General features: G+C 49.3%; 30 protein-coding genes. 27 read left to right on the plus strand and 3 right to left on the minus strand.

What is annotated here, in order from left to right:
• From EDM58_RS10465 to rpsI, 22 genes are all read left to right on the plus strand, one after another.
• Positions 1 to 186 carry a type Z 30S ribosomal protein S14 gene (locus tag EDM58_RS10465; protein WP_005828830.1) on the plus strand — a complete coding sequence of 62 codons (186 nt, stop codon included), beginning with the start codon at positions 1 to 3 and terminating at the stop codon, positions 184 to 186.
• A 27-nt stretch (positions 187 to 213) separates the two neighbouring features.
• Positions 214 to 612 carry a 30S ribosomal protein S8 gene (gene rpsH, locus EDM58_RS10470; RefSeq protein WP_023558729.1) on the plus strand — a complete coding sequence of 133 codons (399 nt, stop codon included), beginning with the start codon at positions 214 to 216 and terminating at the stop codon, positions 610 to 612.
• Positions 613 to 646: 34 nt separating this feature from the next.
• Positions 647 to 1,183: a 50S ribosomal protein L6 gene (gene rplF / locus EDM58_RS10475; protein WP_023558728.1), complete on the plus strand. Its 537-nt coding sequence runs from the start codon at positions 647 to 649 to the stop codon at positions 1,181 to 1,183.
• 33 nt (positions 1,184 to 1,216) lie between these two features.
• Positions 1,217 to 1,579, plus strand: a complete 363-nt coding sequence (gene rplR, locus EDM58_RS10480; protein ID WP_023558727.1) for a 50S ribosomal protein L18 — start codon at positions 1,217 to 1,219, stop codon at positions 1,577 to 1,579.
• Between the two features lie 18 nt (positions 1,580 to 1,597).
• Positions 1,598 to 2,095, plus strand: coding sequence for a 30S ribosomal protein S5 (gene rpsE, locus EDM58_RS10485; protein WP_023558726.1), 498 nt, complete (start codon positions 1,598 to 1,600; stop codon positions 2,093 to 2,095).
• A gap of 16 nt (positions 2,096 to 2,111) precedes the next feature.
• Positions 2,112 to 2,297 (plus strand): 50S ribosomal protein L30, encoded by a 186-nt coding sequence (rpmD, locus tag EDM58_RS10490; protein WP_023558725.1) that lies wholly within the window; start codon positions 2,112 to 2,114, stop codon positions 2,295 to 2,297.
• 32 nt (positions 2,298 to 2,329) lie between these two features.
• Entirely contained in the window at positions 2,330 to 2,770 is a 441-nt protein-coding gene (gene rplO, locus EDM58_RS10495) for a 50S ribosomal protein L15 (RefSeq protein ID WP_122913291.1), read from the plus strand.
• Positions 2,770 to 4,065: a preprotein translocase subunit SecY gene (gene secY / locus EDM58_RS10500; RefSeq protein WP_122913292.1), complete on the plus strand. Its 1,296-nt coding sequence runs from the start codon at positions 2,770 to 2,772 to the stop codon at positions 4,063 to 4,065. Before rplO ends, secY begins: the two co-directional genes overlap by 1 nt.
• 62 nt (positions 4,066 to 4,127) lie before the next feature.
• A complete protein-coding gene (locus EDM58_RS10505) occupies positions 4,128 to 4,772 on the plus strand; it encodes an adenylate kinase (RefSeq protein ID WP_122913293.1) in 645 nt (214 codons plus the stop codon).
• Positions 4,773 to 4,776: 4 nt separating this feature from the next.
• Positions 4,777 to 5,523, plus strand: coding sequence for a type I methionyl aminopeptidase (map, locus tag EDM58_RS10510; RefSeq protein WP_122913294.1), 747 nt, complete (start codon positions 4,777 to 4,779; stop codon positions 5,521 to 5,523).
• Positions 5,524 to 5,640: 117 nt separating this feature from the next.
• Positions 5,641 to 5,859, plus strand: coding sequence for a translation initiation factor IF-1 (infA, locus tag EDM58_RS10515; RefSeq protein WP_023558720.1), 219 nt, complete (start codon positions 5,641 to 5,643; stop codon positions 5,857 to 5,859).
• 34 nt (positions 5,860 to 5,893) lie between these two features.
• Positions 5,894 to 6,007, plus strand: a complete 114-nt coding sequence (gene rpmJ, locus EDM58_RS10520; RefSeq protein WP_003333770.1) for a 50S ribosomal protein L36 — start codon at positions 5,894 to 5,896, stop codon at positions 6,005 to 6,007.
• Between the two features lie 21 nt (positions 6,008 to 6,028).
• The gene (gene rpsM / locus EDM58_RS10525) at positions 6,029 to 6,397 is read left to right on the plus strand and encodes a 30S ribosomal protein S13 (RefSeq protein WP_122913295.1); all 369 of its coding nucleotides are present in this window, start codon (positions 6,029 to 6,031) and stop codon (positions 6,395 to 6,397) included.
• A gap of 16 nt (positions 6,398 to 6,413) precedes the next feature.
• Positions 6,414 to 6,812, plus strand: a complete 399-nt coding sequence (gene rpsK / locus EDM58_RS10530; protein WP_023558718.1) for a 30S ribosomal protein S11 — start codon at positions 6,414 to 6,416, stop codon at positions 6,810 to 6,812.
• A 157-nt stretch (positions 6,813 to 6,969) separates the two neighbouring features.
• Entirely contained in the window at positions 6,970 to 7,914 is a 945-nt protein-coding gene (locus EDM58_RS10535) for a DNA-directed RNA polymerase subunit alpha (protein WP_023558717.1), read from the plus strand.
• 127 nt (positions 7,915 to 8,041) lie between these two features.
• On the plus strand, positions 8,042 to 8,401 hold the full coding sequence (gene rplQ, locus EDM58_RS10540; protein ID WP_023558716.1) for a 50S ribosomal protein L17: 360 nt from the start codon (positions 8,042 to 8,044) through the stop codon (positions 8,399 to 8,401).
• Between the two features lie 163 nt (positions 8,402 to 8,564).
• A complete protein-coding gene (locus tag EDM58_RS10545; RefSeq protein ID WP_122913296.1) occupies positions 8,565 to 9,413 on the plus strand; it encodes an energy-coupling factor transporter ATPase in 849 nt (282 codons plus the stop codon).
• Positions 9,389 to 10,261: an energy-coupling factor transporter ATPase gene (locus tag EDM58_RS10550; protein WP_122913311.1), complete on the plus strand. Its 873-nt coding sequence runs from the start codon at positions 9,389 to 9,391 to the stop codon at positions 10,259 to 10,261. Before EDM58_RS10545 ends, EDM58_RS10550 begins: the two co-directional genes overlap by 25 nt.
• 3 nt (positions 10,262 to 10,264) lie before the next feature.
• A complete protein-coding gene (locus EDM58_RS10555) occupies positions 10,265 to 11,062 on the plus strand; it encodes an energy-coupling factor transporter transmembrane component T family protein (RefSeq protein WP_122913297.1) in 798 nt (265 codons plus the stop codon).
• The gene (truA, locus tag EDM58_RS10560) at positions 11,059 to 11,814 is read left to right on the plus strand and encodes a tRNA pseudouridine(38-40) synthase TruA (protein ID WP_122913298.1); all 756 of its coding nucleotides are present in this window, start codon (positions 11,059 to 11,061) and stop codon (positions 11,812 to 11,814) included. Before EDM58_RS10555 ends, truA begins: the two co-directional genes overlap by 4 nt.
• 220 nt (positions 11,815 to 12,034) lie before the next feature.
• Positions 12,035 to 12,472 carry a 50S ribosomal protein L13 gene (gene rplM, locus EDM58_RS10565; RefSeq protein ID WP_122913299.1) on the plus strand — a complete coding sequence of 146 codons (438 nt, stop codon included), beginning with the start codon at positions 12,035 to 12,037 and terminating at the stop codon, positions 12,470 to 12,472.
• Positions 12,473 to 12,492: 20 nt separating this feature from the next.
• Positions 12,493 to 12,885: a 30S ribosomal protein S9 gene (gene rpsI, locus EDM58_RS10570; protein WP_005828788.1), complete on the plus strand. Its 393-nt coding sequence runs from the start codon at positions 12,493 to 12,495 to the stop codon at positions 12,883 to 12,885.
• Between the two features lie 65 nt (positions 12,886 to 12,950).
• Here rpsI and EDM58_RS10575 read toward each other — a convergent pair whose 3' ends face one another.
• Positions 12,951 to 13,760 (minus strand): class I SAM-dependent methyltransferase, encoded by an 810-nt coding sequence (locus EDM58_RS10575; protein WP_122913300.1) that lies wholly within the window; start codon positions 13,758 to 13,760, stop codon positions 12,951 to 12,953.
• A 132-nt stretch (positions 13,761 to 13,892) separates the two neighbouring features.
• On the opposite strand from EDM58_RS10575, the gene cwlD reads away from it, so the two are divergent.
• Entirely contained in the window at positions 13,893 to 14,609 is a 717-nt protein-coding gene (cwlD, locus tag EDM58_RS10580; RefSeq protein ID WP_122913301.1) for an N-acetylmuramoyl-L-alanine amidase CwlD, read from the plus strand.
• Between the two features lie 111 nt (positions 14,610 to 14,720).
• On the plus strand, positions 14,721 to 15,818 hold the full coding sequence (locus EDM58_RS10585) for a P-loop NTPase (protein WP_122913302.1): 1,098 nt from the start codon (positions 14,721 to 14,723) through the stop codon (positions 15,816 to 15,818).
• 42 nt (positions 15,819 to 15,860) lie between these two features.
• Here the strand turns inward: EDM58_RS10585 and gerD are convergent, their stop codons facing one another.
• Complete coding sequence (gerD, locus tag EDM58_RS10590) at positions 15,861 to 16,514, minus strand: spore germination lipoprotein GerD (RefSeq protein WP_122913303.1); 654 nt, start codon at positions 16,512 to 16,514, stop codon at positions 15,861 to 15,863.
• 128 nt (positions 16,515 to 16,642) lie between these two features.
• On the opposite strand from gerD, the gene EDM58_RS10595 reads away from it, so the two are divergent.
• Positions 16,643 to 17,230, plus strand: a complete 588-nt coding sequence (locus EDM58_RS10595) for a KinB-signaling pathway activation protein (protein ID WP_122913304.1) — start codon at positions 16,643 to 16,645, stop codon at positions 17,228 to 17,230.
• Between the two features lie 26 nt (positions 17,231 to 17,256).
• Here EDM58_RS10595 and pdaB read toward each other — a convergent pair whose 3' ends face one another.
• Entirely contained in the window at positions 17,257 to 18,030 is a 774-nt protein-coding gene (gene pdaB / locus EDM58_RS10600; RefSeq protein ID WP_122913305.1) for a polysaccharide deacetylase family sporulation protein PdaB, read from the minus strand.
• A 125-nt stretch (positions 18,031 to 18,155) separates the two neighbouring features.
• Between pdaB and EDM58_RS10605 the strand changes: the two genes are divergently transcribed.
• Both EDM58_RS10605 and EDM58_RS10610 read left to right on the plus strand, forming a co-directional pair.
• Entirely contained in the window at positions 18,156 to 18,809 is a 654-nt protein-coding gene (locus EDM58_RS10605; protein ID WP_122913306.1) for a stage II sporulation protein M, read from the plus strand.
• A 115-nt stretch (positions 18,810 to 18,924) separates the two neighbouring features.
• Entirely contained in the window at positions 18,925 to 19,158 is a 234-nt protein-coding gene (locus EDM58_RS10610) for a hypothetical protein (RefSeq protein ID WP_031306168.1), read from the plus strand.
• Positions 19,159 to 19,293: the final 135 nt, after the last annotated feature.

Below are 19,293 nucleotides of genomic sequence, written 5' to 3' on the forward strand. Positions count from 1 at the left end.
GTGGCAAAGAAATCAATGATCATCAAGCAACAGCGTCAGCCGAAGTTTGCTGTTCGCGCGTACACTCGTTGCGAGCGTTGCGGACGTCCTCACTCCGTATTGCGCAAATTCAAACTCTGCCGTATTTGCTTCCGTGAACTTGCTTATAAAGGTCAAATTCCAGGCGTGAAAAAAGCAAGCTGGTAATTTGAAACGGGAAGGAGGTTTTCTCTCATGGTAATGACTGATCCAATTGCAGATATGTTGACACGCATTCGTAACGCCAACATGGTTCGCCACGAGAAAGTGGAGATCCCGGCGTCTCAAATCAAGAAGGAAATCGCGCGCATTCTGAAAGAAGAAGGCTTCATCCGCGATGCTGAGTTTGTCGAAGACAACAAGCAAGGGATTATCCGCGTTTTCCTGAAGTACGGTCAAAACAACGAGCGCGTCATCACAGGTCTGAAACGCATCTCCAAGCCTGGCCTTCGTGTATATGCAAAGAACACAGAAGTGCCTAAGGTTCTGGGCGGACTTGGTTGCGCGATCATCTCTACTTCCACTGGCGTTATGACTGACAAGCAAGCTCGTCAAGCACACGTTGGCGGAGAAGTACTCGCATACGTTTGGTAATTCATAGATTGTAAAAGCACAGGAGGTGCACCACATGTCTCGTGTCGGTAGAAAACCGATCGTGGTACCTGCAGGCGTTACCCTCACTCTGAACGGAACTGAGCTGACGGTAAAGGGCCCTAAGGGTCAACTCGTTCGTAGCTTTCACCCAGATATCAAAATCAACATTGCTGAAAACGAAGTAATCGTTGAGCGTCCTAGCGACAACAAACTTCACCGCTCCCTGCACGGTACAACTCGTGCGCTGGTTGCCAACATGGTAACAGGCGTTTCGGAAGGCTTCACTCGTACCTTGGAATTGGTTGGTGTAGGTTACCGTGCTGCGAAAAGCGGCAATGGCATCACACTTTCTCTCGGATTCTCCCATCCAGTAGAAGTGACACCTGAAGCAGGTATTGAGATCGATGTTCCTAACCAAACCACACTGGTGGTTAAAGGGATCAATAAAGAGCGCGTTGGACAAATCGCCGCTGAAATCCGCGCACTTCGCAAACCTGAGCCATACAAAGGCAAAGGGATCAAGTACAGCGATGAAGTGGTTCGTCGTAAAGAAGGTAAAAAAGGTAAGTAAGCCGCGTAGTTTCATGAGAAAGGAGGCCGCTTAATGTTTACGAAAGCTGATAAAAACAAAGCACGGAAAAAACGTCACCTGCGTATTCGCAAACGGGTAATTGGTTCTGCTATCCGCCCTCGTCTGAACGTATTCCGTTCTTCGAAACACATCTATGCTCAACTGATTGACGATGCAACTGGCGTAACTTTGGCATCTGCATCTTCTTTGGATAAAGAGCTTGGCCTGAAAAACGGGGCTAATGTGGAAGCTGCTACGGCTGTTGGCACACTGATCGCTAAGCGTGCACAAGAAAAAGGTGCGACTGAAGTGATTTTTGACCGTGGTGGTTACATCTATCATGGACGTATTAAAGCACTGGCAGAAGCAGCTCGTGAAGCTGGTCTGCAATTCTAACAACAAGGAGGGTAAGGAATGCGTATCGACCCTAGCAAATTAGAGCTCGAAGAAAAAGTAGTCGCCGTTAACCGCGTAGCTAAGACGGTTAAAGGTGGACGTCGCATGAGCTTCAGCGCCCTGGTTGTTGTGGGTGACCGTAACGGACACGTTGGTGCCGGTATGGGGAAAGCTCAAGAAGTACCAGACGCGATTCGCAAAGCGATTGACGACGCGAAGAAAAAATTGATCCGCGTACCGATGAGAGGAACAACTCTTCCTCACGAAGTTCTCTGCCGTTTCGGTTCCGGTAAGGTACTCCTGAAACCTGCGGCACCAGGTACTGGTGTTATCGCGGGCGGCCCTGTTCGTGCGGTTCTCGAACTGGCTGGTGTAGGTGATATCCTGAGTAAGTCTCTTGGTTCCAACAATCCTATCAACATGGTCAACGCTACGCTGGAAGGCCTCGGCCGTCTGAAAACAGCGGAAGATGTCGCGAAACTGCGCGGTAAGACTGTTGACGAGTTGTTGGGTTAATAAGGAGGGAATGAACATGGCAAAATTGCAAATCACCCTCAAACGCAGCCTGATCGGTCGCACTGTCGATCAAAAAGATACGGTTAAAGCACTGGGTCTTCGCAAAATCAATTCGTCCGTGGTGAAAGAAGATAACGCTGCGATCCGCGGTATGGTTTTCAAAGTGAAGCACTTGGTTGAAGTGAAAGAAGTAGAAGCGTAAAAAGCATTTCAATCAGTTAGGAGGTGCAACGTATGAAATTGCACGAACTGCAACCTGCAGAAGGATCTCGTCACACTCGCAAACGCGTCGGTCGCGGTATCGGTAGCGGTACTGGTAAAACTGCTGGTAAAGGTCACAAAGGTCAAAATTCCCGTTCCGGTGGCGGCGTTCGCCTCGGTTTTGAGGGTGGACAAAACCCTTTGTTCCGTCGTCTGCCTAAGCGCGGTTTCAACAACATCAATCGTAAAGAGTTCTCGATTGTAAGCTTGGATGCGCTGAACCGTTTTGAGGAAGGCACTGTAGTAACACCAGAACTGTTGCTGGCAACAGGTGTTATCAGCGCACTCCGCGATGGTGTGAAGGTTCTTGCTAACGGCGAACTGACTGTGAAGCTGACCGTAAAAGCTCACAAGTTCTCTGGCGCAGCTGCTGAGAAGATCGCTCAAGTCGGTGGAACAACCGAGGTGATCTAATGTTAGCGTCCTTGACTAACATTTTTAAAATTGGCGACCTGCGTCGTAAGATCCTGTTTACACTTATGATGCTGGTAGTCTTTCGGATCGGGACCTTTATCCCTGTTCCTAATGTAAACGTCGAGTTGTTTCAGCAAAACACCAACCAACTGTTGGGATTGTTGAACACCTTCTCTGGTGGGGCTTTGCAAAACTTCTCGATTTTTGCAATGGGGATTATGCCTTACATCACAGCATCCATTATCATGCAGCTTCTTTCTATGGACGTAGTGCCCAAGCTTACGCAATGGGCGCGCGAAGGAGAAGTGGGCCGTCGCAAAATCGCTACGGTGACACGCTACTCCACCATTATTTTGGGGCTGATTCAATCCGTCGGGATGACAATCGGCTTCAACAATATGGCTCCTGGATTGCTTAATGATACATCGGTTGGCAGCTATGCACTCATTGCATTGACCTTGACTGCTGGTACGGCATTCATGATGTGGATGGGAGAACAGATAACCGAGAAAGGGATTGGGAACGGGATTTCGATCCTGATCGTGGCTGGTATCGTGGCTCATATTCCAACCGGAATGGGTACGATCTATGCAACACAATTCGCAGATCCGTCTCAAAATCTTTTCTTCAGTATCGTAAAGGTCGTAATCATCGTCTTGGTGATTCTCGCCCTTATTGTCGGGGTTATCTTCATGCAGCAAGGTGTTCGTAAGATTCCTGTGCAATATGCCAAGCGTGTTGTTGGTCGGAAAATGTACGGTGGTCAATCCACGCATATTCCATTGAAAATCAACTCTGCTGGTGTTATTCCAGTCATCTTCGCTGTTTCGCTCGTGATGTTCCCATCGACAATCGCTCAGTTCTGGGTAGATGCCTCCGGTACTGGCTTTGCCAACTGGATCTACCATAACTTCCAAGTGAATGAACCAATCGGAATGGCGTTGTACGCTATCCTGATCATCGGTTTCACGTATTTTTACACCTTTGTACAGATCAACCCTGTGCAAATGGCGGAAAATATGAGGAAGAATGGCGGTTACATCCCTGGTATTCGTCCTGGTAAAAACACCGAGGTGTACATTACACGTACGTTGAACCGTCTGACTCTGGCTGGCGCATTGTTCCTGATGGCGATCGCCATCTTGCCGTTTTTCTTTAGCAAGTTGGCCAATTTGCCGACGTCGATCTATATTGGCGGAACTTCTCTCTTGATCGTAATCGGGGTTTCTCTCGATACGATGAAGCAGATTGAAAGCCAAATGATCAAGCGCCACTATCAAGGGTTCATCAAGTAATGTCTTGGTTTTTTTCGGAAAAGCCTCTGTAAGCTTTTCTTTATGGGACGGAGGGAATGGACGTGAATATAATTCTGATGGGGCTGCCTGGTGCCGGTAAAGGGACACAGGCAGAACGTATCGTTAAAGAGTTTGACATCCCGCACATTTCGACTGGCGACATGTTCCGAGCTGCGGTCAAAAATGAGACGCCGCTCGGACTCGAGGCCAAGTCTTATATGGATAAAGGGCTGCTGGTTCCCGATGAAGTCGTAATCGGGATCGTGCGGGAAAGAGTCTCGATGGACGACTGCAAAAAGGGCTTTCTATTGGATGGATTCCCGCGCACCGTTCCTCAGGCTGAAGCGCTGACCGCTACCCTCGGGGAGTTGGGACGCGAAATCGATCACGTGATCAACATCAATGTTCGTCGGGAATCCCTGATTGAACGTTTGACAGGTCGCTGGATCTGCCCTGTATGTGGTGCTAGCTACCACACACTGTTCAATCCTCCAAAAGAGGCAGGCGTGTGTGACAAGGATGGCGGCAAGCTGTACCAGCGTGATGACGACAAGCCGGAAGTGGTTGCACAACGACTCGACGTCAACATCGCTCAAACTCAGCCGCTTATCGACTACTACACCAAACAGGAACTCCTGAGAAATATCGATGGAGAACAAGATATCCAGGTCGTGTTTGCACAGATCAAGTCTTTGTTGCGAGGGTAATCGAATGATCATCCTAAAGTCGAAAGCAGAACTTGAGGTTATGCGCGAAGCTGGTCGGATCGTAGCACTCACCCATCAAGAACTGGCCAAGGCAATCAAGCCTGGTGTCACGACGAAGCAACTGGACGAAATAGCCGAGACCTTTATCAGAAGCATGGGAGCAATACCCTCGTTTAAAGGCTACGGTGGCTTTCCAGGAAGTATCTGTACTTCAGTCAATGAAGAACTCGTACACGGAATCCCAGGAAATCGGACGTTACAAGAGGGAGACATCATCAGCCTCGATATTGGTGCCCAATTTCAAGGCTTTCATGGAGACTCCGCTTGGACGTATCCGGTCGGCACGATTTCCTCAGAGAATCAGAAGTTGCTGCGAGTAACGGAGGAATCGTTGTTCAAGGGACTTGAGCAAGCGAAGCCAGGAGGCAGACTCTCCGATATCTCACATGCCATTCAGATTCATGCAGAAGCTGCCGGCTTCACACTCGTTCGCGAGTATGTGGGGCATGGGATTGGGCAAAACTTGCACGAGGATCCGCAGGTTCCCAACTACGGCCCTCCTAATCGGGGTCCACAGTTGAAACCAGGCATGGTGTTGGCAATTGAGCCAATGGTAAATGCCGGCGAACGTTATGTCCGCACATTGGAGGACAATTGGACGGTAGTAACAGTGGATCGGAAAACATGTGCTCATTTTGAACACACCATCGCGATTACGGAAGATGGCTATGAGATTTTTACACGAACGTAAACGAGGGTTTCGGTTTTCTCCGAGATTGTCGTCCAACGTGTCGACGATAAGTTCGTTGTGTGATCATTTCGCAAAACTCATGGTCCGACTGAAGCGCAGAAGAAAGGAGAGTTTACTATGGCAAAAGACGATGTTATTGAGGTGGAAGGAACAGTTATTGAACCTTTGCCCAACGCAATGTTTCGGGTAGAATTAGAGAATGGACACAAGATCCTTGCTCATGTCTCTGGCAAGATTCGCATGCACTTTATTCGTATCCTGCCTGGGGATAAGGTAACTGTTGAACTGTCGCCGTACGACTTAACCCGCGGACGTATTACGTACCGCTATAAATAATAAGTGAAACCCCTAGAAAAGGGAGGCAAGAACCATGAAAGTGAGACCTTCGGTTAAACCGATCTGCGAGAAATGCAAGGTTATCCGTCGTAAAGGCAACGTTATGGTTATTTGTGAAAATCCTAAGCATAAGCAAAAACAAGGGTAAACAAGGAGGTGCTTTTTACACATGGCACGTATTGCTGGCGTTGACTTGCCCCGCGAAAAACGCGTGGAAGTCGCTCTTACCTACATCTTTGGTATTGGCCGCCCCACGTCTCAAAAAATTCTGGCTGCCACTGGCGTAGATGTAAACACTCGCGTCCGTGATCTGACAGAAGACGAGGTAGCCAAACTGCGTGAGTACATCGATAAAACCGTGAAGGTGGAAGGCGATCTCCGTCGTGAGATCTCCCTGAACATCAAACGTTTGATGGAAATCGGTTGCTTCCGTGGTATCCGTCACCGTCGTGGACTCCCTGTTCGCGGCCAACGTTCCAAAACCAATGCTCGTACGCGCAAAGGTCCTCGTCGTACAGTAGCGAACAAGAAGAAGTAAAGGAGGGTAAACTGACATGGCGAAAAGAAAACAAGCAGCTACACGTACCCGTCGTCGCGACCGTAAAAATGTTGAAGTTGGCGTAGCGCATATCCGCTCTACTTTCAACAACACCATCGTTACGATCACTGACCCACATGGTAACGCAATCTCTTGGTCCAGCGCTGGTTCCCTCGGCTTCAAAGGCTCTCGCAAAAGCACTCCATTTGCAGCGCAAATGGCTGCTGAAGCGGCAGCACGCGTAGCGATGGAGCATGGCATGCGCTCTCTGGAAGTATCGGTAAAAGGCCCAGGTGCTGGTCGTGAAGCAGCGATCCGTTCCCTGCAAGCTGCCGGTCTCGAAGTGAATATGATCAAAGACGTGACACCGATTCCGCACAACGGTTGCCGTCCACCAAAACGTCGCCGCGTGTAACTGGTTTATATCGTTCAGAACATGTCCATACTAGAATGGTAAATTCTGATTTATTTGCTCGTCATGCACGCAAACGGTAAACCGCCGGGGAAATTCCTGAGTGGGCACGTATGCGGCCCACCCAAGAATTTCGACGTTTTGAAGGAGGGTTTGTTTAATGATAGAAATAGAAAAACCAAAAATCGAGGTTGTGGAAGTAAGCGACGACAACTCGTACGGAAAATTCGTAGTGGAACCTCTTGAGCGCGGTTATGGAACTACTCTTGGCAACTCTCTGAGACGGATTCTCCTCTCTTCGTTGCCAGGTGCGGCAGTTCGTACCGTGCAAATTGATGGTGTTCTGCACGAATTCTCGACTGTTGAAGGCGTCGTTGAAGATGTGACCGAGATCATCCTGAATATCAAAGGCCTCGCTCTGAAGATCCATTCCGATGAAGAAAAAATCATCGAAATCGATGCGGAAGGCGAGGGCATCGTCAAGGCGGGAGATATCCGTGCTGACAGCGATGTGGAGATCTTGAACCCTGATCTTCATATTGCTACGTTGGCGAATGGCGGACGACTACACATTCGTATGACAGCAGGCCGTGGTCGTGGATATGTTCAAGCAGATGGAAACAAGTCGGAGGATTTGCCTATTGGCGTGATTCCGATTGATTCCATCTACACGCCAATCAAACGTGTGAACTATCAAGTCGAAAATACCCGTGTCGGGCAAATGACGAACTATGATAAGTTGACGCTTGAGGTATGGGCAAACGGCAGCATCAGTCCGGAAGAAGCCGTAAGTCTTGGCGCCAAAATCATGACAGAGCATCTGAACTTGTTTGTCGGTCTGACAGATGAAGCGAAAGATGCTGAAATCATGGTTGAGAAGGAAGAGGACAAGAAAGAAAAAGTCTTGGAGATGACCATCGAAGAGCTGGATCTTTCCGTTCGTTCCTACAACTGCCTGAAGCGTGCAGGGATTAACACCGTGCAAGAGCTGACGCAGAAAACCGAAGAAGATATGATGAAAGTGCGCAATCTGGGTCGCAAATCCCTGGAAGAAGTGCAAGAAAAACTGGCTGAGCTCGGTTTGTCTTTGCGCAGCGACGACTAGGGAGTCGAACCCAAGGCCACCATTTGTTCTTCGGGCCCTTTAAGGGAACTACAGATCTGGTTTTGCCTGCGTGGATGCTTCAATGTATCTGCGTGGCATAGTCAGCGTGATAAGGGAGGTTAAGAACATGGCATACCGTAAATTGGGTCGTCGCAGTGCGGCGCGTAAAGCGTTGTTCCGCGACTTGGTAACGGACCTGATCATTCACGAGCGCATTGAAACGACCGAGATGAAGGCAAAAGAACTGCGCCCAATCGCTGAGCAAATGATTACGCTGGCGAAGCGTGGAGATCTGCATGCTCGTCGTCAAGTAGCTGCTTTTGTACGCAAAGAAGTAGCGAACGCTGAAGGTCGCGATGCTGTACAAAAACTGTTTGATGAAATCGCGCCTCGTTTCAAAGAGCGCAACGGTGGATACACTCGTATCCTGAAAACCGGTCCTCGTCGTGGGGATGCAGCTCCTATGGCATTCATCGAGCTGGTGTAATAGATGGTAAACTGGTCGTTTGACCAAGGGCACGGGATTCTATCTCTGACCTGGTAAACTACCGCGAAAAGGGTGGGGGCAGATCTGGTCATAGGCTGGACTCTGCTTCAACTCTTTTTTCTTTCTTGCCAGGATTGATGAGGTTGAGGGATGTGACTGACCCATGAACGAGAACCTGCTGACGATTCGCAATGTCACTTTTTCCTATGATGGAGAGGAAGGTCAACGGGTAGAGGTATTGAAGGGAGTCGATTTGACGATTTCCAAGGGATCGTTTGTATCTATTGTAGGGCATAACGGTTCTGGAAAGTCGACTCTCGCAAAGTTGATGAACGCGTTGCTTCTCCCCGAAAACGGCACGATTCTGGTCAGTGGTGCAGATACCAGGAACGGAGAAATGATTTGGGAGATTCGCCGCCATGTAGGGATGGTTTTCCAAAACCCGGACAATCAGATAGTCGGGGCAACTGTTGAGGATGACGTTGCCTTTGGCCTTGAAAATATGGGGGTAGATCCTCAAGAGATGCGCAAGCGCATTGATGAGGCACTGCACTCTGTCGGAATGGAAAACTATGCGCTGGCCCAGCCCTATCGATTGTCAGGCGGACAAAAGCAGCGTGTAGCGATTGCCGGCATCATGGCGATGCGCCCTTCCGTCATCATATTGGACGAAGCTACGGCCATGCTAGACCCTCAGGGCCGTCAGGAAGTCATGCACTTGGCGAAAAGACTGAATCGGGAAGAAGGCATTACCATCGTCAATATCACGCATTTTCCTGAAGAAGCGGTTGATTCAGACAGAGTGATCGTGATGAATCGCGGAGAGGTGCTCATGGACGGGCAGCCTGGCGAAGTTTTTTCACAGGTAGAGCGGCTGCAGGAGGTCGGCTTGGATGTGCCTTTTGCGGTACGTGTGCACCATGAACTGGTGGCGAAAGGGTATGATCTCCCGTTTGGACTGCATCAAGAGGAGCTGGTGGAGCACCTATGCAGATTACTTTTGACCAGGTAAGCCATTTGTATGGCAAAGGAACGCCATTTGAACGGCTTGCTTTGAAAAATATATCGCTGGAAATACCTTCTGGTGCTTTCGTTGGGATTATCGGCCAAACCGGTTCGGGGAAGTCTACGTTGATCCAGCATCTCAATGGGCTGCTCTCTCCGACCTCTGGAGAGATCACGATTGGAGATGTTGTCATCACTCCGACGAAACGCATTCCCCCTGCCAAACGAAAGGATATCGGGCTCGTATTCCAGTATCCAGAGCATCAACTGTTTGAGGAGACAGTCGCCAAAGATGTATGCTTTGGTCCCCTCAACTTCGAGCTGCCGCAAAGCATGGCGGAGTCTCGGGCGCGAGAAGCGTTGGAGCTCGTCGGATTGGACTACGAGGGGATCAAGGACAGATCTCCTTTTCAACTGAGCGGCGGGCAGATGCGGCGCGTTGCGATCGCAGGCGTACTGGCGATGCAACCCAAAGTGCTTGTCTTGGATGAGCCTACGGCGGGTCTCGATCCCGCGGGGCGCAAGGCAATTCTCGAAGGGATTCACCGGATTCACCGAGAACAGAACCTGACGACCTTGCTGGTAACCCATAGTATGGAGGAAGCAGCGCGTTATGCGGATCTCATGCTTGTACTGGCAGGGGGAGAAGTGGTTATGCAAGGCAGGCCCGAGGAAGTTTTCCAGCAGGCCGACAGGCTCCGGCAATTGTCTCTCGACGTGCCGCAAACCGTTTCCTTCATCTCTCGGATCAATCAATTGCTGCCGGACACAGCTCGCCTCCCCGCTACCCTGTATCGGGAAGAGGAGCTGATCGCTCATGTGTTGAAACGACTGTCCGTGCCGAAGGAGTGCTAGGGCATGCTGCAGAATATCGCTATCGGTCAATATGTGCCGGGACAATCGTTTCTCCATCGTGCAGATCCGCGGAGCAAACTGCTTTTTATCATCGTATTTGCCACGTTGGTATTTTTGGCGAACAATACGATTACGTATTCGATCCTCATTGTTTTTACGACTTTTTCCATTCTCCTTTCCCGGCTCTCTCTTACCTATATCCTGAAAAGCCTGAAGCCGGTCTGGTTCTTGATCCTCTTTACCGTCGTACTCCATATTTTCATAACCAAAGGCGGAACCGTCTACTATCAGCTAGGCAGCTTCACCATTGAGGAGCAAGGGTTACGGCAAGCCATCTTTATCTCCATACGTCTCGGTCTTCTTATTCTTTTTAGCTCTTTGCTGACGTTGACGACCTCGCCGATGGATTTGACAGAAGGCCTGGAGCGTTTGCTCGGACCTTTTGGCCGCATCGGTGTTCCTGTCCATGAGATCGCATTGATGATGTCAATCGCCTTGCGCTTCATCCCGACGCTGATGGAGGAGACGGACAAGATCATCAAGGCTCAGACAGCAAGAGGTGCCGATTTTACCAGCGGGAATCTGGTGCGCAGAGCGAAAAATCTGATACCGATCGCGATTCCGCTGTTTGTCAGCGCGTTTCGGCGTGCCGAGGAACTCGCATTGGCGATGGAGGCGCGGGGATACCGTGGCGGGGTAGGCAGAACGCGTCTGAACAAGCTGCGTTTTTCCTGGCGTGACAGCATGATCGCGGTGGCTGCGGTATTGCTGATTCTTGCGGTAGGGTGGTGGCGTACATGAGGCGGCTCAAATGCGTCGTCGCATATGACGGAACCGACTACAGCGGCTTTCAGGTTCAGCCGGATCAGATCACGATCCAGGGGGAGATTGAGGCTGCTCTCGAGCGAGTAACCGGAGAAAAGATCCAGATCTTTGGGTCAGGGCGTACGGACGCCGGGGTGCATGCGCGCGGCCAGGTGATACATTTTGACACAGCCAGCCACATCCCGCTGGACAAGTGGCGTTTTGTGTTGAATAACCAACTGCCCGACGCGATTGTCATACGCTCGGTCGAAGAGGCAGATGCGTCCTTCCACGCTCGGTTTGACGTTCGGGTAAAAGAGTACCGCTACTGCATCGACAATAACCCGGTAGCGGACGTATTTCGCCATCGGTATGCCGACCATATTCGCTTTCCGCTTGATGTGGAGGCGATGCAGCAGGCGGCTTCGCATCTGGTGGGGGAGCATGACTTTACCTCTTTTTGTTCGGCCAAAACCTTTGTCGAGGACAAGGTGCGCACCGTCTATCACTTATCCGTAGACCGCCTTGGTCATGAGGTGTGGGTGACTTGTCGGGGCAACGGTTTTTTATACAACATGGTTCGCATTATCGTCGGGACATTGGTGGAAGTCGGACAGGGAAAAAGAGACCCGAACGAGGTAAAAGAGATTCTTGCGGCATGTGATCGGGAGCGAGCTGGAAAAACAGCGCCAGCCAAGGGCTTGACGATGTGGGAAGTCTTCTACGATGGACAGATTTCCAAAGATTAGCCTTGGAGATGGCACTTGACTCTGACACCTCTATGTAGTACGATATTCCTTGGTATTTTAACCCCGCCTAGCCCCACTCTAGCCCCGGGAATTAAAATAAGAAGATCGTATTTATATGGAACACCTGGAGAAGTTGCTCACCCGTTACAGTTTGCAATTTTCTCTTTTGAATGTTTGGTTATAGCATTTGCGTTAGGCAAGATATTTAGGAGGGACAAACATGCGTACCACATATATGGCGAAACCGCTCGAAGTAGAGCGCAAATGGTACATCGTTGACGCAGAAGGTCAAACGCTGGGCCGTCTGGCTAGCGAAGTAGCTTCGATTCTGCGCGGTAAACTGAAACCGGAATTCACTCCTCACGTTGATGCTGGCGATTTCGTAATCGTCATCAACGCTGACAAAGTGAAATTGACTGGTAACAAGCTGCAAGACAAAATTTACTACACTCACTCCCTGTATCCAGGTGGTTTGAAAAAGACTACGGCTGGCGACATGTTGAACAAAAAGCCAGAGCGTATGTTCGAACTCGCTGTAAAAGGTATGCTGCCTAAAAACAGCCTGGGACGTCAAATGTTCACCAAGCTGAAAGTATACGCTGGTACTGAGCATCCACATGCAGCACAAAAACCAGAAGTTTGGCAAATCCGCGGTTAAGGTAAAGGGAGGAAATATACGTGGCACAAGTACAATACTACGGTACAGGTCGTCGTAAGCACTCCGTAGCACGTGTTCGCCTGGTTCCAGGTGAAGGTCGCATCGTGATCAACAAACGTGAAATGGATACTTACTTTGGTTTGGAAACGCTGAAATTGATCGTAAAACAACCACTCGTTTTGACTGAAACACTGGGTCGCTACGATGTATTGGTTAACGTAAACGGTGGCGGAACAACTGGTCAAGCTGGTGCAATCCGTCATGGTGTAGCACGCGCTCTGCTGAAAGCAGATCCGGAATTGCGCGGCGCTCTGAAACGCGCTGGCTTCCTGACTCGCGATCCTCGTATGAAAGAGCGTAAAAAATACGGCTTGAAAGCAGCTCGTCGCGCGCCTCAATTCTCCAAGCGCTAATTGCTCGCCTACAAGCATGTTCACCCCTGGCCTTTATCGGTCAGGGGTTTTTACTTTTTGAGCAATTACCTGGGTTTGATTCCTTCAACAGCCAGCATGTACAGGGTTTGGGATTGAGCGGTTTTCTCCATCCAATCCAAATATTCCATTTCGGCTCGGGCGCGTTCAGCTTCCGTTACATATCCGTCCTGGACCATTTGGAGTCCTCTGCTGCCAGCCACATCTGCCCAAATGCGGACGCGAGACAAAAAGTCCGGATCTGTTTTTGTTGTCGTCTCGTGTTGAGGGGTTATCGAAACGTTTTCGAATCCAAGCTTGTGAAACAGTTCTGGAAGATGGTCAGCAATTTCGTTATCCATTCCGGCATCCGAACGCCATTTTAAAAAGGCGGAGTAGAAGGATTTCATACTGAGCGGAGGTTCAGGCTCCCACGCTATTTTCTCGTGGTTGTAGTCGAGAATCAGGATGCGACCGCCTGGTTTGGCTGCAGCTTTCAGCTTTTGTAATGCCTCTGCCGGACTGGATAGCCATTGCAGAACTCTTGCGGAGGTAACAATATCGAATTCTTCCTTGAATGGTAGATCGAAAATATCTGCAGTCATAAACGACAGCCCGGGAATCTCATTATGTGTTTGGCGCGCTTTTTCTATAAGAGCTGGATTGCTGTCTATACCGACCACACGTCCTGCGGGACCGATCATTTTGGCGATCCCATAGGTAATCGCTCCGGTGCCGCAGCCAACGTCCAGCACGTTGAGTCCTTCTGTAAGAAGCTCCGCCAGCCTTTTGTGAGAAGACTCCAATGTTCTTGCTTCTAGTACGTGAGTAGCCTTTCCCGAGAGCGCCGCCCTTTTTCGAGCCAAATCCGAGTCCATTCATACCCCTCCCACCGTCTTTTTCCATTATTTTATATTAGTATAAACTTTGTCAAACATCAGTCCCGCGGTCATATTTGTCCACGTTTGTCCATAAGATGGAACGAGAATGGGACAAAGGGGCGGTAGACAGTGACACGTAAAGGAATAGGCTGGATACTGGCTTTTGCTTTATTAATGGTGTTGTTTACCTATGAAGCACCCGATCGCTCCTCGTGGATGGCGTGGTCGCTGCCATTGGCCGGGACTGTGATCGCGATTGATCCGGGACATGGAGGAAAGGATGGCGGAGCGATATCCGCTGACGGCGGCGTGGTGGAAAAGGAAGTGACGCTGGCGATCAGCATGTATCTGCGGGACTTTCTTCAGCAATCCGGTGCGTATGTCATCATGACGAGAGAAGAGGACAAGGATTTGGCATCCCCGGAAGCGGATCAAAATCGCAGGCGAAAGTCAGAGGATATACGAAATCGGGTCAAGTTTATCAATGAGCATGCTCCCGATTTTTTGATCAGCATTCATGTAAATTCGATTCCATCCCCGAAATGGTCCGGAGCCCAAACCTTTTATGCACCCGCCTTCAAAAAGAGCCAGGAGATGTCTTATCTGATCCAGGATGAAATCAAGCGTGTAATCGGCAATACCGACCGGGTTCCAAGCAAAACGGAAAAGGTGTTTTTAATCAGGGAGGTCACTTGTCCGGCAGTGCTGGTGGAGGTCGGATTTGTCAGCAACACCAAGGAGGCCGAACAGCTGCGCTCCGTCGATTATCAAAAAGCCATGGCAAATGCGATTTATCAGGGAATCCTAAGACAGTACGCCGGGGAAAAAGCGCCAACTGCACCGTAAGTGGTGCTCCCCGGTGTTCCTGTGTTTCGAGTGTGCTATAATGTACCCGCATGGCTTTCGCAAAGCGTAAAGAAGCAAAAAATGTAGTCAAGTATAGATGGGGGGATCAGCATGTTAACCAAGGAGAAGGTTCTCGAAGCATTGCGTGATGTAAAAGATCCTGAGATTAATCGCAGTCTGGTTGAATTGAATATGATTCGCGACATTCAGATCGAAGGAACTGCCATCAGTCTTACGGTGGTATTGACCATTTCGGGATGTCCATTAAAAGCAAAAATTGAAGATGATGTCGTCTCTGCCTTGAAGGCTCTGGGAGCGGAAGAAGTGAAGCTGCAATTCGGGGCGATGACGGATGAGGAGAGAGCGGCACTAAGCGCGCAGTTGCGCGGGAATCAGACACACAATATGACGCCTGGAAAAACGCCTTTGCTCAATCCAATCCTGGACAAGGATTCGGCGACGACCTTTATCGCGATTACGTCAGGAAAAGGCGGGGTTGGAAAATCTACGGTGACGGTAAACCTGGCAGTTGCGCTGGCGCGTCTGGGCAAGAAGGTCGGGATTATTGATGCTGACATCTACGGGTTCAGTGTACCGGATATGATGAACATCGATCAGCGTCCAACAGTCATCGGCGAGACGATTCTTCCGGTGGAAAAGCAAAACGTGAAGGTCATGTCGATGGGATTCTTCGTCGAGGACAACGCACCGGTGATCTGGCGTGGTCCGATGCTGGGCAAAATGCTTCGCAACTTTTTCACAGAAGTTCACTGGGGTGAAGAATTAGACTACTTGCTGCTGGACTTGCCTCCAGGAACAGGGGATATGGCACTGGATGTGCACACGATGATTCCGCAAAGCATGGAAATCGTCGTGACCACTCCGCATCCTACAGCTGCTTTTGTAGCGGCGCGGGCAGGAGCGATGGCCAAACGGACTGGTCACGAAATCCTGGGTGTCGTCGAGAATATGGCTTGGTACGAAGCGAAGGATGGTTCCAAAGAATATGTGTTCGGACGCGGTGGAGGCGCGAAGCTTGCTGAGACGCTGACTTGTGATTTGCTGGCCCAGATCCCACTCGGACAGCCGGAAAATCACCCCTCTGAGCCGGATTATTCCCCATCCATCTACAAGCAGGACAGTCCAATTGGGCAGATCTATCTCGACATGGCAAAGCGTGTCGCGCAGAAATGTGAGACACAAGCATAAGGATGGAAAAAAGGTGGGCTCGTGTTGAGCTCACCTTTGCTTTTATTGCGATCCGCCGCCTTCTCCTCCGCCGCTTTCGCCACCACCAGCGCCGCCGCCACCACCGCCGCCTTGTCCTTTTTTCTTGGACTTCAGTTCCTTTGGCTTGGTCATTTCTTCGGATACCTTCGTCATAAGCTGCATTAATTCTGCTTGAAATAATGGGCTTTGCAAGGATTCCTTCATGATCGTCATGGTTTGCTGGCGATAGGCAGAGCTTTTCATCAAATCCATCAGGTTTTTTTCAAACTCCGGATCTTTCATGACTGTCACTAAGTCTTTTTGATACTCAGGGTCCTTCATCAGGTCCTTCATCAATTTTTTTTGCTCATCTTTCATCGACTTGGCCAGCGTGCTGGCAAATTTGGGGTCTTTAAAGGCCTCTTTAATGTGAGGACTGCTGGGATTGGTCATGCTTTGGATCAGCGTAGTGCGCACCGTGGATTCATCCAACATGATGTTCTGCTTGAACTTTTCGTCCTTCATCATCTTTTCCACGGATTTTTTGGCTTCTTCCGTCTGCAATATGTCCAGCACCATGTCTTTCATGCTTTTATAATCTGGCTGAGACGAACCTTGCCCTTGTCCGCTTGAGCAGCTCGAGAGAAGCAGACAGGCGATCACTAGCAGCCAAGCAGGGAAAGCCATTTTCTTCATGGGGTGGACACCTCCTTCTTTAACTTTCGCCTATGAGTAACGTGTGCATTTTGTTTTGTTCTTACGCTAGTATTTTCTTTCTTGCATTGGTACAATCATAAGCGAATGTGGATTGGAGGGGCTGTCGGGTGAGTTTACGCAAATATGGCTGGCTGTTTATCACTACCTTGCTGCTTGGTGGGCTTGGTGGGATTCTGGTCGCCATTATTTTTGACTGGGCCAAAATGACAGAAGGGGATATGGGCAATTTTTTTATGGGGATGCTCATGTACCTGTTGTATGGCATGACGATTAGTATCGTTTCTCAAATGGGCTTCTTTGCCTATATGACGATTAATTATTTTGCAAAAACGATTATTCGCTCTGCATCATTGTGGCGGAGCATCCAGATTTTCCTCGTGTTGTTTGCCTTTTTTGATATGGTTTACCTGCGCTATAATTCACTGGGTAATGGGGGCTCGGTACTCCCGTTCTTTTTTGAACCTACGATGCTCCTGATCGTAGCGGTTGCAACCGCATATGGAAAAGTAAGTGTGACGAATCGGAATGCGTTTGTTCCGACGCTGTTTTTTATGTTTGTGGCGACGGCAATGGAGTGGATTCCAGCGTTAAAGGAAAATGGTGTCCATGCGACGTTTTCCATGCTGGTTCCTTTATTGTTCTGCAACGTATGGCAAGTGATGCAACTGCATCGAGTGTTAAAAACAGAAAGCTGACCCCATTTTGGAGGCCAGCTTTTTGCTTACTTTACTTCCTGACTTTTTACTTGGGTGCCGGAAATCAATTCGGATACAGTGACAAATTCATATCCTTGCTTCCGAAGCTTGTCGATAATGACAGGGAGCGCCAAATGCGTCTCTTTGCTGGAATCGCTGGCATGCATTAGAACGATATCGCCAGGATGGGCTTTGGAGAGAACGTTATTGATGATGACATCGGTGCCGGGGTTCGTCCAATCCTGTGAGTCCGTGTCCCATTGGATAACGGTGTATCCCAAGCTGTTGGCAATTGTCAGGACGCGTTTGTCGATATCGCCGTTGGGTAGACGAATCAGGCTTGGCTTCTTGCCAGTCATTTCGGTGAGAATGGAGTCGGCACGGCGAATTTGCGAACGAATCTCGTCATCGGAGTACTTGGTGTAGAATTCGTGCTTATGACCGTGCGATCCGATTTCAAATCCATCCTCCTTGATCCTTTTTACCGTGTCCTGATGGCGCTGTGCCCAGGAAGAAGAGAGGAAAAAGGATGCCTTGACGTTCTTTTCCTTCAGGATATCGAGGATCGGCACGGCTCGCGTCTCTCCCCAGCTAATGTCAAAGGTAAGGGCGATCTTCTTTTCCTTGGTGTCGACCTTATAGATGGCATGCGGCCCCTGCGCCTGTTCTTGGGGTTGTTCAGAGAAGGCGGATAGGGTGTCTCGTTCATGGTAACCCAGCACGACTGCCAGCAAAAGCGTGGCGCCAACAATCAAAATTTGCTTTAGTCGTTGTGCGCTGACGACGAAGATATATCTCATGGATAAGCACCTCCTTTGTCCGATATCAGTTTATGCGGATCAGACAAGGATATTCTTTGGTGGATCGACTATTGGTGAGGTAAAATGAATATAGTGGAATTATTGGGATATGGAGGAGCGTGCGTATGAAAGGGAATGTACAGCGACTGTGGGAGGATCAGAGACGTTATTTCCTCATAGCTGCGTTGATTTTTTTCGGGGGAATGTTGATTGGATATATGCAATCTGCGGCAGTAGAGGCTATGGTGAAACAGCTTTTGGGCCAGCTGCAGGAAGTGGTCGACCGCATTCGGGAAAATGGGGGAGGGGCACTTGCTACCTTCTGGGCGATCTACACCAATAATGTGATCAGTGCTTTGATGATGATGGCGATGGGACTGTTTTTCGGGCTTCTCCCGATTATCGGTTTATTCGCCAACGGTTTGATGCTTGGATTTATCCTTGCTACCGCCAGTACGGCTGGACTCAACCCGTGGCTTGTCTTCGGGGCTGGAATATTGCCGCACGGGATCTTTGAGCTTTCCGCTGTATTCCTTGCTGCTGGTGTCGGGATCAAATTAGGGGTGCTGGTATTGCGGTCGATTGGCCTATTGTTTCAACCGAGTAAGGCAGAACGTATCAAAAACGATTGGTATGATACATTGAAGCAATTTCCCGCAGCAGTATTGCTGGTTGTTGTAATGTTGCTGGTAGCAGGGATCGTGGAAAGCACGATCACGCCCATGATTCTCAATGCGACCCTCGGAGACCAATTAGCGAATATAAAGCTGTTGAAATAACGCCGAGTAACCCTATAAGTAAAGCCTTCCTAAACGGGAGGCTTTTAATTTTGAATAGGGCTGAATTACCTTGGAAAAGATAGTGGGTAGACTCGTGATACGGAGGGCGATTTTGTTGCTGGGTTTTTTATTTCATACCAAGGAAGTACAGGAATTGGAATACCTGTTGAAACGAGAATTGGAAGAAATGCTGCTTGATTTTAGCGATAAGCGGATTGATTATCTGGTGAAAAGAGCGATGGAAGAGCGTTACTCCATATTATTTCGCATGTATGCTAGAATCGCTTCTCCTACTGAGCTATCCAAGTACGTGCGGCGTAGAAAATTAGAAGAGGAAAACTATACCTAAAATCTTTTTTGAAAAACATATTGACTCGGAAGCGGGAAACGTGATAGATTAGTTCTTGTCCTTAAGACAACGTAACACTTCGAAACGGGTTTGAAGGACATTTCACAAAAGCATTTGCTCTTTGAAAACTGAACA

This window comes from Brevibacillus panacihumi (assembly GCF_003710985.1).
Classification (GTDB): domain Bacteria; phylum Bacillota; class Bacilli; order Brevibacillales; family Brevibacillaceae; genus Brevibacillus; species Brevibacillus panacihumi.

Coding starts and splice junctions, on each gene's coding strand:
- rpsH (WP_023558729.1), top strand. CDS start 214: ATGGTAATGACTGATCCAATTGCAGATATGTTGACACGCATTCGTAAC.
- rplF (WP_023558728.1), top strand. CDS start 647: ATGTCTCGTGTCGGTAGAAAACCGATCGTGGTACCTGCAGGCGTTACC.
- rplR (WP_023558727.1), top strand. CDS start 1,217: ATGTTTACGAAAGCTGATAAAAACAAAGCACGGAAAAAACGTCACCTG.
- rpsE (WP_023558726.1), top strand. CDS start 1,598: ATGCGTATCGACCCTAGCAAATTAGAGCTCGAAGAAAAAGTAGTCGCC.
- rpmD (WP_023558725.1), top strand. CDS start 2,112: ATGGCAAAATTGCAAATCACCCTCAAACGCAGCCTGATCGGTCGCACT.
- rplO (WP_122913291.1), top strand. CDS start 2,330: ATGAAATTGCACGAACTGCAACCTGCAGAAGGATCTCGTCACACTCGC.
- secY (WP_122913292.1), top strand. CDS start 2,770: ATGTTAGCGTCCTTGACTAACATTTTTAAAATTGGCGACCTGCGTCGT.
- map (WP_122913294.1), top strand. CDS start 4,777: ATGATCATCCTAAAGTCGAAAGCAGAACTTGAGGTTATGCGCGAAGCT.
- infA (WP_023558720.1), top strand. CDS start 5,641: ATGGCAAAAGACGATGTTATTGAGGTGGAAGGAACAGTTATTGAACCT.
- rpmJ (WP_003333770.1), top strand. CDS start 5,894: ATGAAAGTGAGACCTTCGGTTAAACCGATCTGCGAGAAATGCAAGGTT.
- rpsM (WP_122913295.1), top strand. CDS start 6,029: ATGGCACGTATTGCTGGCGTTGACTTGCCCCGCGAAAAACGCGTGGAA.
- rpsK (WP_023558718.1), top strand. CDS start 6,414: ATGGCGAAAAGAAAACAAGCAGCTACACGTACCCGTCGTCGCGACCGT.
- EDM58_RS10535 (WP_023558717.1), top strand. CDS start 6,970: ATGATAGAAATAGAAAAACCAAAAATCGAGGTTGTGGAAGTAAGCGAC.
- rplQ (WP_023558716.1), top strand. CDS start 8,042: ATGGCATACCGTAAATTGGGTCGTCGCAGTGCGGCGCGTAAAGCGTTG.
- EDM58_RS10545 (WP_122913296.1), top strand. CDS start 8,565: ATGAACGAGAACCTGCTGACGATTCGCAATGTCACTTTTTCCTATGAT.
- EDM58_RS10550 (WP_122913311.1), top strand. CDS start 9,389: ATGCAGATTACTTTTGACCAGGTAAGCCATTTGTATGGCAAAGGAACG.
- EDM58_RS10555 (WP_122913297.1), top strand. CDS start 10,265: ATGCTGCAGAATATCGCTATCGGTCAATATGTGCCGGGACAATCGTTT.
- truA (WP_122913298.1), top strand. CDS start 11,059: ATGAGGCGGCTCAAATGCGTCGTCGCATATGACGGAACCGACTACAGC.
- rplM (WP_122913299.1), top strand. CDS start 12,035: ATGCGTACCACATATATGGCGAAACCGCTCGAAGTAGAGCGCAAATGG.
- EDM58_RS10575 (WP_122913300.1), bottom strand. CDS start 13,760: ATGGACTCGGATTTGGCTCGAAAAAGGGCGGCGCTCTCGGGAAAGGCT.
- EDM58_RS10585 (WP_122913302.1), top strand. CDS start 14,721: ATGTTAACCAAGGAGAAGGTTCTCGAAGCATTGCGTGATGTAAAAGAT.
- gerD (WP_122913303.1), bottom strand. CDS start 16,514: ATGAAGAAAATGGCTTTCCCTGCTTGGCTGCTAGTGATCGCCTGTCTG.
- pdaB (WP_122913305.1), bottom strand. CDS start 18,030: ATGAGATATATCTTCGTCGTCAGCGCACAACGACTAAAGCAAATTTTG.
- EDM58_RS10605 (WP_122913306.1), top strand. CDS start 18,156: ATGAAAGGGAATGTACAGCGACTGTGGGAGGATCAGAGACGTTATTTC.